This is a genomic window from Gordonibacter faecis, assembly GCF_030077735.1.
GTDB lineage: Bacteria > Actinomycetota > Coriobacteriia > Coriobacteriales > Eggerthellaceae > Gordonibacter > Gordonibacter faecis.
The window spans coordinates 24,164-41,555 of the sequence record NZ_JASJEU010000014.1 but is presented as its reverse complement, the minus strand read 5'-3'; the positions used below and the strand labels follow the sequence as shown (position 1 = coordinate 41,555).

Sequence of the window (17,392 nt, the reverse complement as noted above, 5' to 3'; positions counted from 1 at the left end):
GTGCAGCCTCGCGGCTGGGCCAGCAGCTCCCGCTCTGGCTTCTGAATCTGAAAATCTCCGGGGGGGGGGGGCTTTCTGAGCCTTTAGTCGCCCAAGGCGAAACCCCAGCAACCTCTAGCACTGAACCTCTCGCGACTACGGTCGCCCTTCTTGAATCTCAGACAACCGGATCACTCCCGCTCGTTCAAGGAACTCCCAAAGCTACGCTCGGCACCTTCGTGTCCGAAGGTCTTGTTTTCGAAGTGAACGAAGACGGCGCATCAGTCGCTCTTGTTGGCATCCACGCTACCGATCTCAAAAACATTTCCATCCCCACCCAAGTGGTTAGTGGTGCAGATACCTACACGGTGACTGCCGTGAAAACCCTTGCGGGGGGGGGGGGGGCATTCACTGATTCTTGCGTAGAATCACTCTCCCTACCTGAAACAATCCAAACAATCGACGACGAGGCACTCAAGGGAGTCTCGTCGCTCAAGCATGTCAAGATAAGCCCCAAGTGTGAGGGCTTTGTCTCGTTGGACGGCATGATCTTCTCTAAGGATTACTCGCATCTCCTGCTCATTCCCGAGGGCAAGGAGGGTGCTATCGCCATCCCTGGTTCTACAACCCATGTCTCTGCCCAGGCATTGTCCCTGTGCCATTCGGGCTCCTCACTCACCACCGGGGATGGCAGCACCAATTTTACTTCGCATGACCGAATGCTTTTCAGCAAGGATATGAAAACCCTGGTTGCAGTACCTCCGGCTTACGGGACAGCCGTGGTGCTTCCAAACGAGACGGAATCCATCGGCGAGTATGCCCTCGCTGGTTGTAAGGATATCGCGTCGATCACTGCGCTTGGCAACGTCCAATCAATCAACCCGACAGCTTTCGCTGACGAAGTCAAAGCCACAGCCGTCGTAGCGCTTCCGGCAGGTGAGGACTACAAAGTTCGCAAAGCTGTCTGGGAGAATGCAGGCTTTGAAAACTTCGCCGAACCTGCTCAACCTGGTACGACTACAAGCCCTAACACCAACAACGAAGCTAGCGGCCTCACCTACACTCTGCTCGACGATTACACCCTCGCCGTCTCCTGGCAAGGCAAAGGTGATCTCGAAGCCAACCTTGAAATTCCTGCTTCCGCCGAGATCAATGGCGTTCCTTATCGCGTAAGCACTATCGCTGAAAACGCCTTCGCAAACCGTGGTTCCCTCACGAGTGCCAAGCTTCCAGCCACCATTACCACCATCAACACCGCCGCCTTCGCCGGCTGCGCGAACCTCGCAGCTATCGAGTTCCCCAACACCCTGCGCTCTATTGGCGAGCGTGCCTTCGAAGCTACCTCCCTCAAAGCCGTATGGCTCCCCGCCAGCATCAACTCCATCGGCTCTCGCGCCTTCGCGTCCTGCTCATCGCTTGAGCGCGTGGTAGCCCTCGGCACTCCCAAAGTCGCTACCGACGCTCTCGCAGGCTGCACGAACGTCTCGATCTACATTCCCTCTGGCTCTGAGGATTCTTGGAACCCGGGCCTTCCCTCCGACAACAACCACCTCATGTCCTATGGTGTCACTCTCTCCGAAGAACCCCTCGCCATCGAAGCCGGTCAAGAGGCCAATCTTCTAGAAGGCGGCAACCTGCAAGCCCCCGACCCCATTGAAGCCTCCTACTCCTACGCCGCCGCGCCTCTGTCAGTGGATGCTGGCACAGTCTCAGCCAAGAAAGCAGGAACCTCCGACGTCACTGCCGTTCTCTCCCTGGACGGTGTAGAACTTACTCGCGCAAGCAGAACAGTAGAAGTCTCCCCGAATCCCGATGCAGAATCCAACATAGCTCTCATGAGTGCCACCTCATCTCTGCCTGCCGCCTATCTCGCAGATGCGCGCAACAATCAAATCAGCGTCACTGCGCCCACCCGAGTAACCTTGGGAGATGGAGACGGCTACGACGTTGCCACAAAACCAGAGTGCGCTACGGGTACTGCCATCTTCAAGAACAACTCCACCGGTCAATCTGTGCAGCTTAATAGTGTTAAATGCACTAACATAAGTGTTGAAAACAACATCGAAACACTTGACACCTCAAGAAGCCTCGATAGCCAAAGACTCTTCAGTCTTTACCCCAAAGGCAACGAAGACGCAGCCGTGAGTTTCGGCTATGGAACTGGTGTCAATAGTGCCACTCCTACCGACAAAGACGCTTTCGGTATCGCTTCCAGTGCCTCAGCTCCCTATACCTTCCGCTTGAACCTTACGAACAAAATTGAACTTGCGAATGCTAAGGTGATGGAAGATGATGTAACGTCCAGTGGCAAGACCGTATCCCTTGCCACTGTCATGTGCACCTTTGCAGGGTTTACGTTCACACCCACAGGCCACGGCGACAAAAACGATAATTTCTACTTGAGAGATGTGGGAACAGACACATTCTATTCCCTTGCCGATGTCAAAGCGCATGCCAACGATATCTCTAACAAGGGTAAAGGCTCTCTCTATTACAGCATGTACGAAGGCTATGTCGCTGATGATGCCAAGTATGAATGCAAAACCACTTGGGGAACTACAGAAACTACAACCTATGACCTGCTCATCATTGACGTGCTTCACGATGACAAGGCCTCCGGTGGCAAAGCAGGCCTCACTTTCCAGTTCAAGGATCTGCTGAGCGGAACCTACCAGATGAACATTGCACCGAATACCAACGTCGGCGGTTGGGGCCAAAGCCAACTTCGTGCAAGAATGAATCCCGCCTCCCTTCCGAATCAGGATAATGTTATTGCAAACAGTGCCTCCGACGATGATGTGATTTGGGACTTAGTCCCCGCCGAACTGCAAAACTCTATCGAGGTGGTAAAGAAGCCCTATAACCCAACCCGTACCGACATCGAGGGCAACTCCATAACTACTTCCAACGACAAACTTTTCCTTGCCTCTCTTGTTGAACTCAGAGGAATAGGCAGTGGAAGCGGCTTGGATTCTAGCTATCCATGGACTATTAAAGAGGGTAGTCAATACGCATACTGGGATTACAAGAATGTCGTATCGGGGAATAACGCTTGTTTAACAAAGGCTGTCCTTTGGTGGGAGCGTTCTGTGCATACGAACTACTCCAACGTTTTCTTTTGTGTGGGCTCGAACGGCGACCCCAGCTCTACCCTCAGCGCGGGCCTTGCCTACGGCGTTTGCCCCTGCTTCTGCCTTTAATCTGGCATCCATAATCTGCCCGGACTGTGACCCCGACAGGGGTTGTGACGGGGGAGTGCTTGAAGATTGTGAGTTGTTGGTTTTCCGTAGGGCAAGGGCTCTGCCCTTGCCGCTCGGTAACGATAAACCTTGCAAGTCACCCGCAGTTGACGGCAAGGGTAGAACCCTTGCCCTACGGAGGGCAAGTGAGAGATAGCTTGCAGTGAGTTTTAACAAATACGCAGGACAGCCTTTTGCGACAAACCCCACGTGGGTTGATTATCGGAAGGGATACCAATAAGCATGTCTAGCAGGAACAACATATCACGCATTCCAAGGTTCACTCGGCGGGTTGCTGCGTTTGCACTTGCCTGTGCGCTGGTTCTGACAGCTTTGGTGTCCGCTCCCGCACTTGCGGAGGAGGCCAACGTCGGTACCACGCTCATGGGTTTGCGCGTATGGGACTCGTCTAAGAACCAGTCATCAGGCACTGATGGCCAGCCAGGTTCTGTCGAAGTGGGGTTGCGTGTAACCAACTCTAACAGCACCAAACCCATTACTGTTTCTGTTCAATTCTACGGCAATGGTGGTACCTGGTCAGACGATGGCGCTCAAACCAAGACGGTTGACATTGAACTTCTCAAGCGCACAGAACCTCCTGCGGGTTTGTCAAAGAAAGGATACGAATTCGATGGCTGGTCTAATGCGGCCGGCGTCAAGCAAGACCTTCCAACATCCACCGTGGAACCTGCTATGTGGTTTGCTTGCTGGAAAGCCAAGTCCTATCAAGTCACGCTTGATCCAGACGGAGGTGAGGGCGGCGATACCTCGACAACTGCGACATATGATGCCCCTATGCAGCATGTGACAGTGCCAAATGATAAGGATGGTTATATCTTCGCTGGCTACTTTGATGACCAGAACAAGCAGTACTACGACGAGGAAGGTAATAGCAAAGCCAACTGGGACAAGGACGACAACAATGTCACTTTGACCGCTCACTGGACGTTGAAAATAGATTTCACTTTCCCAAGTGAAGCTCTTGTTCAGATTGATGCTGCGGGTAACGTTACTGGTCAGGGGAACTTTACCTTCTCGTCCGGAACCGTTAAGCCCTTAAAGATTACGGCTGTAAAGGGTGCTCCAACTGCAAGTGCCGCCTCCCTTTTTGCTCAGGGAGCTATTCCTGATGGACTTCGTATCCGGCTTACTCCGAAAGAGGGGTCTGGGGACGAGGTGAAGGTTCCGCTTGATTCAGATGAGACCTCCATACCTAATGGTGGTTGGACTTTAGCTGCGGGAAGCACCAGTAATCCTACAAAATTTGCTGTGGCTTTCAGTTTGTTTCTTCCCAGTGGTACCCAGTTGAACTACTTCCCGGAAGGTGACGTTGCTATTGCGAACCTCTCCTATGTGGTGGAAGCAATAGACGCTTCCTAGGTTTACTCCACCCACTCGCGGCCGGGACCACCCGCCCTGCCGCATAACCCACAGGCGCGTCTTCCCATCACGGGCGCGCCTGTGTGGTTTTCTGACCTGCGTTTTCGCGCTTCGCGCGAACGGCGCTCTGGAGAACGCCGCTACGGGGGTTATGCTTCTTGTACGTCAACGCCTTCAAGCAAGTCCGCTCGCGTTGTAAGGGTGGGATGTTGATTGCCTCTTGGCGAACTAGGTAGCGCGAAGCGCGTCACACTTTGAATGAGCTAGAACAAGCTGCTTTGTGTGCCGATGGGGTGGGTGGGTTTGTAGGCTGACACTATGTCGGACATGCGCCAGAGGAGGTTGTGCTGTTTGCAGAGGGTGCGGAAGAGGGCGCGGGTTTCGGTGGCGCGGGGGGAGTTGCAGAAGTAGCGGTCGCCGAAGGTTTCGCGGTAGCGGACGGGCAGCGCGGGGTCGACGGCGGCGATGCGCTCGAGGAAGTGGTCGCGCTGGCGGTCGCGCATGGTGACGCCGGTCGTGTGGTAGACGAAGCGCGCGCCGGCAGCCGCGGCGCCTTCCACAACGGCGCGCACGGTGGCATCGTCGTCGGTTACCCACGGCAACGTGGGTGTGAACAGCACGCCACAGAATATGCCTGCCTCGGCGAGCTGGGCTAAGGCAGCGAAACGCTCACTGGGCAGGGGTGCGTGCGGCTCGATAAGACGAGCAAGATGGTCGTCAGCCGTGGTGATAGTAATCTTCGCGATGGCTCCGCCGTGCGCGCCGATGGCCTGCAAGAGGTCGATGTCGCGCGTGACCAGCGTGCTTTTCGTGTCCACTGACACGCCGAACCCGTATTCCTCAATGAGTTCAAGCGCCCCGCGCGTCACCTTGAGCGCGCGCTCGAAGGGGTTGTACGTGTCCGACATGGCGCCCACGCCCACTACGCCGCGCACGCGGCGGCTGCGCAGTTCGCGCCGCAGGATGGCAAGCGCGTCGAACTTGACGTGCACCTGGTCGAAGTTGCTGATGCGGTAGCACTCGCTGCGACTGTCGCAGTAGATGCACCCGTGCGCGCAGCCGCGGTAGAGGTTCATGTTGTAGTCGATGCCAAACCACTCGCTGCCGTAACGCACTTTCTGGAGGATGGACCGCGCGCGAATGGTGGGGCAGGGGGAGTTTATTTCGGCTGCGTCGCTCACGCGGGCCTCACCGGGTGGCGGATGACGGTCTTCAGGTTTTCGGGCTTGGTGCGGCGAGGATCTCCTAGGTAGATTTCATGGTGGAGGCGCACGGCGGGCACGGTGCCGTCGGCGTCGAGCGCGTCCAGCAGTGCTTCGCCGCTGGCCGGGTCGGCTATGTCGTCCACGTGGCCAGACGCGGCGATGAACGCCTCCATAGCCTCGATGGTCGCCGGCTCGTCGTCGTACGGCCCCACGTGCATGACCTGGGCACACGGCCCTTCGGTGAAGCGAACCAAACGAGCGTGGCTCACGTTGAGTTCCGGCTTCTTTGCCTCAACCTGTTCTGCCGCCCATGCGAATACCTCCGGCGTGACAAAATCGGGCTGGCGAATCATCGACACCCAGTTGAGCGCGTCCTTGTTTGCGATGTGCACGCCGTCGAACCCGCCGCCCCACCACAGCCCTTCAAGCGGCGGCACCACGTAGTCGAAGTAGCCCTCCGGCTGCCACGGGCCCATCTTCGCCATCTTCACGGTGAACGAGAACCCGTACAACAGCCCGAGTGCCTCGGCATACGCGCCGTTTTCCTCGTTCGGGTTGCCTGCGCCCGCCACGGCGATGAAGGTCATGGGCGGCACGTCGATGAGCGCCGGCTTTGCCTTCGGCAGATACAAGTCGCGGTACTCTTTCTTGAAATCGAACGCTGTCGCCATGAGTCCTCCTTAACGATGCCGCATCCTTGGGTGCGGGCGATTGATTTATCGCAGCTCGCCCGGCTGTGCGCCTTTCCAGCGCTCGAGGGAGGGAAGCAGCGATTCCATATACGTACGTGCTTCTTCGGGCGTGAACGGCGCTTCGGGGCCGGTCATGTTCTCGACGCAGATGTTCACCATGTCTTCCATCGTGCATTGCCCCTGGTAGGAGCCGTTCGCGTAGCACCACTTGCAGTGATGCTCAGCCGGCGAGCCGTCGGTTTCCGTGCCCAGCAACTCGGGACTTGACAGCGGCATGCCGCAGCTTTGGCACACGGCTTGCAGCGGCATGTCCAGCAGCGCTTCCACCGGCACGTGGAATTCCGTGGCGATGAGCTTCAGCGTGTCAATGCCCGGCTGCGTTTCGCCGCATTCCCAGCGCGACACGGCTTGACGCGTGACGAACAGGCGCTCCGCCAGTTCGGTTTGGGTGAGTCCGTGCTGTTCGCGCAGCGCAATGAGCGTGTCCTGGATGGCCATGGGGTCCTCGTTTCTCGTTAGGGGAGGGGAGTGCATGCGTTATCCCATGGAACCATGCGCGCCCCTCCCCGTCAAGCAACTGCCTGTTGCCCGTGTTCGCGGTGCTCGTGCGTCCGGGGACTATTCTTCCACGAACAGGCCGCGCTTGAACGCGCCGGACCACACGTCCGCGCCGCCCCACGGCTCCACGCCGAGGCGCGCCATTGCGAGCACCGCAAACTCAACGCCTGCCGCGCCGGTTGCCGTGATGAAGGCGCCTCCGTCGATGGCAGGCACGCTGTGGAAGTGCTCATGGCCGCGGTAGGCGGGCGCCATCTGGTCGAACTCGTAGCGGGCGTTGCCCGTGTGGTCGCATTCGTCCAGGTAGCCGTGGTTCGCGAGGAACGTGCACGCGCCGCAGAGGGCCGCCACAGGAATGTCGCGCGCCACGCACGCGGCGATGAGCGGCAGCACGGCGTCGTTGCTGCCGTCGGGCCACGTTTCGCCGCCCACCAAAATGAGCATGCGCGTGTCGTCGGGCAGTGCGTCGGCCGCGAGGTCGGGGGTAACCGTGAGCCCGCCGATGGAGTGGCGCGCCGTGCCGTCAGTGGACATTGTGCGCACCTGATAGCCGGTGTTCGGACGGTTGAGTTCCGCGCACGCGAGGCCCGCTTCCCAATCGGCAAAGCGTTCGGGCAGGTAGGCAACAACGGTGCCCTTAGGTTCCACGCTGGGTGTGGTGGTGTCAGTCATGTTTTTGGCGTTCTCGCTTTCTTTGGAGGGCTTGCTTTCCGTGGTGGGTTTCAACGCTACGAAGATGTCGATGTCGGCGCAGCTCATGTCCTCGCCGGGCAGGTACGCCTCGAAGTCAACCGTGAACGCACGCTGCGCGATGAGTTCCTCGTCGGCCCAGATGGCAGCCCATACGTCCTGCACGCTTTTCACGCAGTCGCCGCCGCGGATGGCGAACTTGGCGAAGCGCGCGGCGGGAATCTCGACGCGCTCCATGCCCTCGGGCGCTGCGTTCGCGCCAGTTTGGCAGCCTATGAGCAGGTCGTAGCTCATGTCGGAGAAGTCATAGTTGTAGTACAGCGCAAAACAACCGTAGGGTGTCACCTGCGTGTCGGGGATGGAGCGGTCCAGACCCTCGCCCATGAAGCGCTGCCACAGCTGCCCGATGACGGCCCCTTCCTCGGGGGAGTTGTTCGACGCGCGGCACGTGATGCCCGCGATAGTGCGTCCAGGAAGCTCAACAATCTCGTAATCCATGGTGTTCCTCTCATTCGATGTTTCAAGACAGGGAACACCATACGCAATAAAACCGGACAGGGCATGTCCGGTTTTGCAAGAAAGTTCGAGAAACTGCGCGCAGGCTATTCTTCCTCATACCGTCGCACCATGGCGGCGGCTTCCTGGTGGATCCATTCTCGCAGCTCGGCGGGCTCTTCTACGTAGAGGTCGGAGCCGAAAGACAGTAGGTAGTGGCGGGAGTGGTTGGTGGGCTCGGTGTTCAACGTCACGCGCAGGCGGCCGTCGGGCAGGCGCTCGATGGCGTCGGGGGCGAACTCTTCGCGCACGCGGCCTTCGTCGCCCGAGAATGTCAGCACCATCCGCTGACCTCGGCTGTTCGAATAGTTCTCGCCCAAATCGGGCGGCAGGGGACGCGGCTCGAAGGTGCCGGGCGCCAGCTCCAGGGTGTCCCACACCATGCGGATGATTTTGAACGCGCGCCAATCCTCGCGTTTGCGGCACCAGGCGCGCACGTACCACGACCGCTCCTTGTACAACAGCTTCACGGGTTCCACGGTGCGTTGCGAGGTGCGCTCGCCCGCGTCGTGGTAGGTGAACGAAAGCGGACGCCGCTCCAAAATAGCGCGCTTAACCAGGTCGAACGCGCGACGATACTCCGGTGGCGCGCCCCAGAATGAAAAGTCGATGTCAAGCCAGTCGGTGTTCTCGCGACGAAACAGGCGCGCCACACGCTCGGGCAGCGCCTCGTCGTCAGCGGCTCCCGTTTGACGCAGCGCCGAAAGCGCCGCGAGGATTTCGTCCTGCTCAGCCTCGGACACCAGCGAGCGGTCCAGCACGTAGCCCTCCATGAGGTGTACGCCGCCGCCCTTGCCGCGCGTCATGAACACCGGTACGCCCGCCGCCGACAGCGCATCCACGTCGCGACGCACCGTGCGCTCAGACACCTCCAGGCGCTTAGCCAACTCGCCGGTTGTGCGCGGCGAGCGCTCCATCAGCAAATAAATAATCTCGAACAGACGCTGCGACTGCATACCAACGCCCTATCCGCGCAGCGCCGCGTTCGCGCGCTCAAGCACCGCGCGCACCACATCCGGCTGCTCGCGCAGAAGCTCAGGGAAGGGCACCAGCGGCTCCGGCGCGCCCTCATAAGGCGCAAGCTCCTTGCGCAGCCACGCCACATCGTGCCATGCGCCCGCCTTCCACCCCGCGTGCGGTTGCAGCCCAATGCGCTCAAACCCTAGCGCAGCATGCAGCCCCTCGCTCGCCGCATTCGGCACCGTGACCAGCGCGTACGCCGCCTTTGCTCCCTGCGTTCGCACCAGCTCAATCAGTGCCTCGTACAGCACGCGCCCAAGTCCGCGCCCGCGCGCGTCGAGCGCAAGGTACACCGACAACTCCACGTTCCACGCATACGCCGCCCGCGGATGCTGCGCGCTCGCATACGCATACCCCACTATCTCGCCCGCGCGCTCAGCAACCAAATACGGGTACGTCGCGCGAGCGTCCACCATGCGCGCCCGAAATTCCTTAAGCGAGGGAAGCTCCGTCTCAAAGGTGATGGGCGTGGCAAGATACGGCTCATACACCGCACGAATGTCGGTGGCATCATCGTCAGTTGCCAGGCGAAGAAGGATCGGTTCCACAAAAAGCCTTTCAAGATGGGCGACACGCGGCAGGCAATAAGCAGCAGGCAGCAGGCGTCAGGCAGCAACGCAGTTTATATATCCAGCGTCAACCCGTCGGCGGCGGGACGTACGCGACCGTCATACTGCTGCAGGTACTCTTCCAACTGGGTCAGCGTGATGGGTTCATCGTAGTGCATGGCCAGGTGCGTGAGGTAGAGCGTCTTCGCCCCCAGCGCGAGGCCTTCCTCAATGCACTCCTGTATGCTGTGGTGCGCATCCGGCGACCAGTTGTGCTTCCAGAATGTGGCATCCATTGCCATAATGTCCACGTCACGCACGCGCTCGGCCGTCTCAGCCGGCAGCGCCCCGGTGTCCGACGCGTAGAACAGGCGCGTCTTTGGCGTCTCAATCAAGTAGCCGAAGGTGCCCGGCGCGTGGGTGACGGGAAGCGCCGTATAGCGCACGCCGTCCAACTCCAATTCATCGAAAGGCGCGAGTTCCCGCCTGTCCAGGCAGTACATCATATAGTGAAACTCCTGCGCAACACCCGCCAGCGCCTCGGCGCTGCCGTACGTGCGTAGCGGCTCCTTTTTCACCAGCTGCACCAGGTACTCCAGCTCGCCCAAGCCGCCCAGGTGGTCGAAGTGGGCGTGCGTGTACAGCAGCTCATCAATGGTGCGCACGTCTTCACGTATCAGCTGATGGCGCAGGTCGGGCGGCGTGTCAATGAGCACGGTGGCACCGCTTTCAGCCCCGCGCACCATCACGCCGCAGTCGCCGCGTCGCGCGCGCGGGTCACGGCGCGCCTCGTTGCAGGCCGGACAGTCGCAGAAAAACGCCGGAACGCCGCACCCGGCGCCCGTTCCCATAAACGTGAACGTATGCCCCGCGCGTGCCTGCGCCAGCGCGTTCGTCTCAACCTCTTCCGCACCCATGGCGTCCTCCTTACCTTGTTTTCCTTACCTTATTATACGGCTCGTTCCCCAACCGCGCCCCCGCGCCGCCTTGCCCGTCGGGGAAGGGCTCGCCCCCTCACGCCCAAACGCCCCCCACGCACCCCTCGCCACCGCCCCCCGCCGCTTGCCCCACAAAGCAGCCCGCCCGCCGCACCGACGACATACGAGTGGCTCATTTTATCGGTCAATGACCATTTTTCGTCTCAATCTGAAAGCATATTCTCACTTTGAAACGCACTCCCGCCGCATTCGACGCAGTTTGCGGCTTTCTGGCCAGCACATTCCGAATTCGGGCAAGCTGGCATGATTCCTGCATACAAGTAATTACATGCATATTCAGAAGGGCATGTGCCCAGAATGTGGTGAGTATGTGCCGTAATTGCGCAGGGTTCACACATAAAGCGGTTCGAGAATCGTCGTCTGATGGCGTTGCCATCGCGCGCGAGCGCACGGGGAATGCGCACGTGGATTCATCGGCCTCTGAAGGGAACCTCAGAGCATCGGGGCGCGCACCACCGAGAGAAAGGAGAGATTTCTAGGACTGAATCTATTGGGGGAATGTTCAAGGGGGTATACATGACTAAAAAGCAAAAGACAGCGGCCGCTTGGACTGTTGTCGTCATCGCCTTCTTTGGCGGTTTTGCGCTTGCTAACGTTCAGAACAAAGTACCACCCTGTATCGACGTAGTAATGATGTACTTCAACATTGGTGAAACGGACGCCGGTTGGCTGACCTCGGTGTTCACCATCATGGGCATGGTTACCGCCATTCCTGCCTCGGTGCTTATGCGCAAGTTGGGCGTGAAAAAGATTGGCGTAATCTCTCTGGCCTGTGCTGCTGTCGGCGGTATCATCGGCGCATTCGCGACCGACCTCGCGGTGCTCATGGCCACCCGCGTGCTCGAAGGCGTCGGCGTGGGTATGATCGCCGTTGTAGGCCCTTCGGTTATCTCGATGTGGTTCCCCGCTGAAAAGCGCGGACTTCCCATGGGTCTGTGGGGATCGTGGATGATGTGCTCGCAGACGCTTCTGTTCTTCATCGCTGGCGGCCTGACGGTATCGTTTGGCTGGCAGGGTGTCTGGTGGTTCTGCGTGGCGTTCTGCGTTGTTGTTCTTATCCTGTACATGTGGAAGGTTGACGAGCCCCCCGAGGGCACGCCGAACTACGCTGAGGGCGAGAACGAAGACGAATTCAAGTTTGGCGACGGCTTCAAGTCCGCCTCCACGTGGATTCTTACGCTTGCTGGCACCATCTTTACGTTCTGCTGCTTCGGTTTCGCCACGTACATTTCGCTGTACTGGGCAAACGCTTTCTTCGGCGGCGACATGAACCAGTCTAACTGGTGGGTCTCCATCATGTACGCCATCGAAATTCCAATCGTTATCTTCATCGGTTGGCTTCTGAACCATATCAAGCTCAAGAACCGTCGCTTTGTTGGCGTTATCGGTTTTGCGCTGTACACGTTCATTCTGTTCTTCTGCTTCCGGATGCAGGATCCCGGGCTGCTTCTGCCCTTCATCCTGATCTATCCGTTCCTGGAAGGCGCTATCCCCACCGTGTACTGGACGCTCTGCCCCTCGACTGCGAAGAGCCCGGAGTATTCCGGAACGGCTATCGGCATCCTTAACGTGGGCCTGAATATCGGCACGCTGCTTGGCCCCCCGGTGACCGGTTTCTTCATCGAGAACTATGGCTGGGAAGTCGCTACGATTCCGCTGGCTATTGCTGCAATCGTTGGTGCTATCACGTTCATCTTCGTGAAGACGTACGATCATGATTCCAGCAAGGCCACGGCGCGCGCCGCAGACATCGATGCCGACATGAACCAAGCGGCTGTGTGATCGGAGGAATGATTTCATGAATACCAAACGGGGCTGGATCGTCGCATTTGCGACCATCTTTGCCGGCGTCGCTCTGGCGCTCGTGCAGAACAAGGTGGCCCCTTGCATGACCACGCTCATGGAGGCGTTTAGCATCGATATGGCAACGGCTGGCTGGCTGAGCTCTTTGTTCTCGCTGGTTGGCATCATCATCGCCATTCCTGCTGCCATCATCCTGAACAAGGTCGGCCCCAAGAAGGGCGGCATCATCGCCCTTGCGTGCGCTATTCTCGGTTCGCTCATTGGTGTGATGGTGGACAACACGGCCGTCCTCATGGCAACGCGCGTCATCGAAGGCATGGGCGTTGGTCTCATGTCGGTCATCGGCCCCTCGCTCATTGCGATGTGGTTCCCGGAGACCAAGCGTGGCCTGCCCATGAGTATTTGGGCTGCGTACCAGATGGGCGCGCAGGCCGTCATGTTCTTCCTGGGTGGCGTACTCACGCTCAACTTCGGTTGGCAGGGCATGTGGTGGTTCGGTTTGGCCGCCTGCGTGCTGGCGCTGGTGTTTTACATCCTGTGCGTGAAGAGCCCGCGTCCCGAGGATAGCTACGCGGACGTCGAAAGCGACGACGTGAACATCGTTGAAGGCGTGAAGTCGCCTTCCGCATGGATCATGTCGCTGGCAACCATGCTCTTCTGCATTGGTTGCTTCGGGTTCGTGAACTGGATTGCCACGTGCTGGGCGCAAACGTTTAACTGGGGCGAGGATCAGGCCAACATGTGGGTTGGCTACTTCTCGCTCGGCGGCGTGGTGGCGGCTGTCATCATTGGCGCTGTGCTCAACCGCGTGAAGAATCGCAAGCTGTTTGGCGCCGTTATTCTGGTGGCGTACGGCATCGTGTCGATCTTCGGCATGTTCATGGACAACCCGACGTTCCTCGTGGTGTTCGTGATCGTGTATGCGTTTGTTGACGCGGGCTTCCCGTGCGTGCTGTGGACTATGGCAGCCCAAACGGTGAAAAAGCCCGAACTGGCGGGCGTGGCGCTGGGCGTTGTGTCCATCGGCTTCAACCTGGGTGTTCTCCTTGGCCCGCCGATTATTGGTGCCATCGTGGACAGCGCTGGTTGGCATGCGGGTGCTATCGCTATTTGCGCGGCGTGCATCCTGGGTGCTGTCGTGCTCATGTTTGCGAAGCTCTACAGCGTGGATGACGCAGATGAGGCGGCTCCTGTAGCTGAAGGACTTTCCGCAGCCTCTGCCAAATAGGAAACGTTAACGTGTAGAGGCATCAAGGCCCCGACCGCCACAAGCGGCCGGGGCCTTCGCGTAAAGCGGTCGTTCATTCGCCGTTAAAACAGGCCGCCGGGGTGGCAGGGATTCTGTTTCATGGCTATAATCAAATAGCCGATTCCATCTACTACTGGTTGGCATCGAACAACGGTTTACGTCGCGGCCGGGTGTCTCGGCACTGCGGGTCGGGTTCGAGAGCGGTGCAACGGTGCAGCCGGTGGTCGATGGAAGCGGACGGCGAAGCGCACTGCGGCGTGTCGCGCAAGGGAAGCGTTGCCTTTCTTGCCGACATTTCGCACGGGGGGCGTATCCGCCAAACGGCGCGATGCTTGGACGAGTGGTAAAGCCGCGCAAGGGGGTCTGACCAATTAATACCATTGGGCTTACCCGCTCGCGGGATTTAGAACTTTCGGTGTGATGCCGGTGAAATGGGGGTTCCCGTACACTGGCGGGCGACGCGCACGAGAGGCGTTCGAGCTATGCGGGGTAGAACCCGCACGGTCGCGCGAACGGTACAACAAGTTCGAACCGGGTAAGGAAAACTGACGAGAAGAAGAGGGGAAGGTAGATGACGGAGATTTCTAAGACGTCGAGCGGTCTCAAGGGCCTCGTGGCTCCCGACACCGTATCGACCGAAGTCGATATCAATCAAGACGGCGTCGAAATGATCAAGTCGCTCTGCTATTTCTGCCATGCTAACTGCGGCGTGCTTGCCTACGTTAAAGATGGCGACGTGATTAAGATCGAGGGCGATCCCGCGTACTCCAGCCAGGGCGGTCTTTGCTGCCGCGGCACGAGCGCGCTGCTTCACGTGAACCACCCCGCTCGCATCAACCACGTGCTGAAGCGCGTGGGCGAAAAGGGCGAGGGCAAGTGGGAGCAGATCCCGTATGACCAGGGCATTCAGGAAGTAGCCGACAAGCTGAACCAGATCAAGGCCGAAAGTGGCGCCGAGGCTGTGGCCTCCGCTGGTGGCACGACGCGTACCGACGACTGGGCGCGCCGCCGCTTCTTGAACCAGTTCGGCACGCCGAACGGTTTCCACAACGCGCTTCTGTGCTGGATCCCCACGTTCATGGCTGAGACCTGCGTGGCCGGTTGGTCGCCGTTTGAGACCGACCTCGGCCAGGCGAAGAGCCTGATTCTCTGGGGCATGAATCCCGGCGCTTCCACGCTGGGCGGCATGCACGGCTACACCGACCTGCAAAAGGCGGGCTTGAAGATTGTCGTGGTTGACCCGCGCTACTCCGAGACCGCTTCGAAGGCCGATCTCTGGCTGCCGCTGCGTCCCGGCACGGACGCTGCGCTGGCACTGGCCATGCTGAACACCATCATCTACGAGGGCCTCTACGACTTCGAGTTCGTGGCTCAGTGGTGCGACGGCTTCGACGAACTCCAGGAGCACGTGGCCGAGTATACCGCCGAGTGGGCTGCCCCCATCACGTGGCTTGATGCCGACCAGATTCGCCAGGCGGCGCGTCTGTACGCCATGAACACCCCCGGCTGCATCCAGTGGGGCTGCACGTGGGACCAGATCGGTCGCGCTTCCACCACCGGCAGCCATGCCATCGCACTCATCCGCGCCATCTGCGGCAACCTTGACGTGCCCGGCGGCGACGGCATGCCCGGCCCGTCGCTCGGCTTCCTCACCGACGAGGAAATGGAAGCCAACGAGTGCCTGCCCGAGGAGCAGAAGGCAAAGCAGATTGGCTCGAACAAGTTCAAGCTGACCTCCTGGCCTGGCTACCAGATTATCTCCGACAACGCGAAGCGCACGTGGGGCAAGACGCTGCCCACCGAGTGGTTCTGCGAGGCTCACGGCCCCAGCGTGTTCAAGGCCATTCTCACGGGCGACCCGTACCAGGTGCGCGCGCTCATCGTGAACGCCACGAACCCGGTGAACTCCTACGGCGACGCTAAGATGACGCTCGCCGCGCTCAAGAAGTGCGAGTTCCTGGTCACTGTTGATTACTGGATGACTCCGACGGCACTGTTCTCCGACTACGTGTTCCCGGCCGCTGGCGCTCTTGAGCGTCCGACCATCGTGACGCACTACGGCGCCACCGACTCCTTCATGGGCGGCCGCCGCGCCATGCAGCCGAAGTATGACCGTCACACCGACATGGTGTTCTGGCGCAAGCTGGGTCTGGCCTGCGGTCAGGACCCGGAGATGTGGCCGTGGGAGACCGAGGAAGAGGCGTACTACCACATCCTCAAGCCGCTGGGACTCGCCATCGAGTGCTACGATGACTTCGTCGACCGCTATCGCATGTACTATCCGCCGCTGCACCAGAACAAGTTCATCGCCAACGGTGGCTTCTGGACGCCGTCGGGCAAGGTGGAGTGCAACTCTTCCATCCTGCGCGAGCTTGGCTACGTGGGCATGCCCACCTATGTTGGCTGCTGCGAGAACGAAATCGACACGCCGGAGATCGCCGAAGAGTACCCCATCGTGCTTACCACGGGCGGCGGCTTCATGCCGTACCACCACTCCGAGCACTTCCAGATGCAGGCCATTCGCTACCTGTATCCCGATCCGTACTTCTCCATCAACCCGGTGCTGGCCGAGAAGCTGAACATCTCCTACGGCGACTGGTGCTGGATTGAGACCCGCCGCGGCCGCATCAAGATGCGCGCCAACGTGGAGGCCGAAGTGCATCCCAACGTGGTGTTCGCACCGCGCGGTTGGTGGTTCCCCGAGCGCGATGGCTCGGCCGACCTCGACAACCCGTTTGGCTGCCTCGAGTCCAACGTCAACGTGCTCACCTCGGTTGACGACTGGGATTGCGACCCCATGGGTGGCTCCTGGGCCAACCGTGGCCTCATGTGTAAGGTGTACAAGTGTGGCGACTTCGACAAGGAATTCAAGCCCGAGGACACGCAGTTCTCCATTCCGGGTTCCTCCAAGGAGCCGGGCATTCACATGACCCCGAGCGAGATGAAGCTCGACCGCGAGCCCATTCCGTTCGAGAAGCCCCAGCCCACCGAAGAGGTGCCCGAGGGCTACGAGTGGGTGTGGCAGAACAACACGCTGTACCAGAAGGACACGCATTTCCGTCTGGACGAATCCGGTTGGCTGGTCAACCCGCGCACGAAGGGCTACCACGACGCTTACACCGGCTGGCGCTACGACGCGGCCAACGAGTGCCTCGTGGACGACGAGACCGGCAAGATGTACACGATGGACCGCGACGAGATTGTGTTCGTGGCCGGCGTGCGCTGCTATCCCGGTCAGGCCGCTCCGTATGAGGTTCCTGAGAACCTGACGTGGAACACCGAGAAGGGTTACGCCACGCTGGGTGACAAGCCCTACGTGTACGATCCGAACAGCGGTTGGATGATGGATCCCGAGAACGGCGCGTTCCACGATGCCAACTACGGCTGGCTGTATGACGCGGGTTCCGGTCATCTGGTTGACGAAGCAACGGGCAAGCATTACGACATGTCGTATGAGCCCGTCGAAGAATAGCCAC

12 protein-coding genes are annotated in these 17,392 nt (G+C 59.6%); 5 read left to right on the top strand and 7 right to left on the bottom strand.

Annotated features, from left to right (window positions below):
* Window positions 1-242: 242 nt before the first annotated feature.
* Together QNJ86_RS07925 and QNJ86_RS07920 are read left to right on the top strand one after the other, a co-directional pair.
* Entirely contained in the window at window positions 243-3,179 is a 2,937-nt protein-coding gene (locus QNJ86_RS07925) for a leucine-rich repeat protein (RefSeq protein ID WP_283832071.1), read from the top strand.
* A gap of 282 nt (window positions 3,180-3,461) precedes the next feature.
* Complete coding sequence (locus QNJ86_RS07920; protein ID WP_283832070.1) at window positions 3,462-4,598, top strand: InlB B-repeat-containing protein; 1,137 nt, start codon at window positions 3,462-3,464, stop codon at window positions 4,596-4,598.
* Window positions 4,599-4,861: 263 nt separating this feature from the next.
* On the opposite strand, the gene QNJ86_RS07915 is transcribed toward QNJ86_RS07920, so the two are convergent.
* The 7 genes from QNJ86_RS07915 to QNJ86_RS07885 all read right to left on the bottom strand — a co-directional run bounded on the left by QNJ86_RS07915 (window position 4,862) and on the right by QNJ86_RS07885 (window position 10,783).
* Complete coding sequence (locus QNJ86_RS07915; protein WP_283832069.1) at window positions 4,862-5,779, bottom strand: SPL family radical SAM protein; 918 nt, start codon at window positions 5,777-5,779, stop codon at window positions 4,862-4,864.
* Window positions 5,776-6,474: a GyrI-like domain-containing protein gene (locus QNJ86_RS07910; protein WP_283832068.1), complete on the bottom strand. Its 699-nt coding sequence runs from the start codon at window positions 6,472-6,474 to the stop codon at window positions 5,776-5,778. The genes QNJ86_RS07915 and QNJ86_RS07910 overlap by 4 nt, the downstream gene beginning before the upstream one ends.
* A gap of 45 nt (window positions 6,475-6,519) precedes the next feature.
* Window positions 6,520-6,993 (bottom strand): zinc ribbon domain-containing protein, encoded by a 474-nt coding sequence (locus QNJ86_RS07905; protein ID WP_283832067.1) that lies wholly within the window; start codon window positions 6,991-6,993, stop codon window positions 6,520-6,522.
* 120 nt (window positions 6,994-7,113) lie between these two features.
* Window positions 7,114-8,241: a DJ-1/PfpI family protein gene (locus QNJ86_RS07900; RefSeq protein WP_283832066.1), complete on the bottom strand. Its 1,128-nt coding sequence runs from the start codon at window positions 8,239-8,241 to the stop codon at window positions 7,114-7,116.
* Between the two features lie 104 nt (window positions 8,242-8,345).
* On the bottom strand, window positions 8,346-9,254 hold the full coding sequence (locus tag QNJ86_RS07895; RefSeq protein WP_283832065.1) for a helix-turn-helix transcriptional regulator: 909 nt from the start codon (window positions 9,252-9,254) through the stop codon (window positions 8,346-8,348).
* A 9-nt stretch (window positions 9,255-9,263) separates the two neighbouring features.
* Window positions 9,264-9,866, bottom strand: a complete 603-nt coding sequence (locus tag QNJ86_RS07890) for a GNAT family N-acetyltransferase (RefSeq protein WP_283832064.1) — start codon at window positions 9,864-9,866, stop codon at window positions 9,264-9,266.
* Window positions 9,867-9,940: 74 nt separating this feature from the next.
* Complete coding sequence (locus tag QNJ86_RS07885; RefSeq protein WP_283832063.1) at window positions 9,941-10,783, bottom strand: MBL fold metallo-hydrolase; 843 nt, start codon at window positions 10,781-10,783, stop codon at window positions 9,941-9,943.
* A 597-nt stretch (window positions 10,784-11,380) separates the two neighbouring features.
* On the opposite strand from QNJ86_RS07885, the gene QNJ86_RS07880 reads away from it, so the two are divergent.
* The 3 genes from QNJ86_RS07880 to QNJ86_RS07870 all read left to right on the top strand — a co-directional run bounded on the left by QNJ86_RS07880 (window position 11,381) and on the right by QNJ86_RS07870 (window position 17,388).
* Entirely contained in the window at window positions 11,381-12,646 is a 1,266-nt protein-coding gene (locus QNJ86_RS07880; protein ID WP_283832062.1) for an MFS transporter, read from the top strand.
* A 16-nt stretch (window positions 12,647-12,662) separates the two neighbouring features.
* Complete coding sequence (locus QNJ86_RS07875) at window positions 12,663-13,895, top strand: MFS transporter (protein WP_283832061.1); 1,233 nt, start codon at window positions 12,663-12,665, stop codon at window positions 13,893-13,895.
* A gap of 592 nt (window positions 13,896-14,487) precedes the next feature.
* Window positions 14,488-17,388: a molybdopterin-dependent oxidoreductase gene (locus tag QNJ86_RS07870; protein ID WP_283832060.1), complete on the top strand. Its 2,901-nt coding sequence runs from the start codon at window positions 14,488-14,490 to the stop codon at window positions 17,386-17,388.
* Window positions 17,389-17,392: the final 4 nt, after the last annotated feature.

Excerpts from the sequence above, each read along its gene's own strand:
- QNJ86_RS07880 (WP_283832062.1), top strand. The coding sequence starts at position 11,381 with ATGACTAAAAAGCAAAAGACAGCGGCCGCTTGGACTGTTGTCGTCATC.
- QNJ86_RS07875 (WP_283832061.1), top strand. The coding sequence starts at position 12,663 with ATGAATACCAAACGGGGCTGGATCGTCGCATTTGCGACCATCTTTGCC.
- QNJ86_RS07870 (WP_283832060.1), top strand. The coding sequence starts at position 14,488 with ATGACGGAGATTTCTAAGACGTCGAGCGGTCTCAAGGGCCTCGTGGCT.
- QNJ86_RS07885 (WP_283832063.1), bottom strand. The coding sequence starts at position 10,783 with ATGGGTGCGGAAGAGGTTGAGACGAACGCGCTGGCGCAGGCACGCGCG.
- QNJ86_RS07900 (WP_283832066.1), bottom strand. The coding sequence starts at position 8,241 with ATGGATTACGAGATTGTTGAGCTTCCTGGACGCACTATCGCGGGCATC.
- QNJ86_RS07905 (WP_283832067.1), bottom strand. The coding sequence starts at position 6,993 with ATGGCCATCCAGGACACGCTCATTGCGCTGCGCGAACAGCACGGACTC.
- QNJ86_RS07910 (WP_283832068.1), bottom strand. The coding sequence starts at position 6,474 with ATGGCGACAGCGTTCGATTTCAAGAAAGAGTACCGCGACTTGTATCTG.
- QNJ86_RS07920 (WP_283832070.1), top strand. The coding sequence starts at position 3,462 with ATGTCTAGCAGGAACAACATATCACGCATTCCAAGGTTCACTCGGCGG.
- QNJ86_RS07895 (WP_283832065.1), bottom strand. The coding sequence starts at position 9,254 with ATGCAGTCGCAGCGTCTGTTCGAGATTATTTATTTGCTGATGGAGCGC.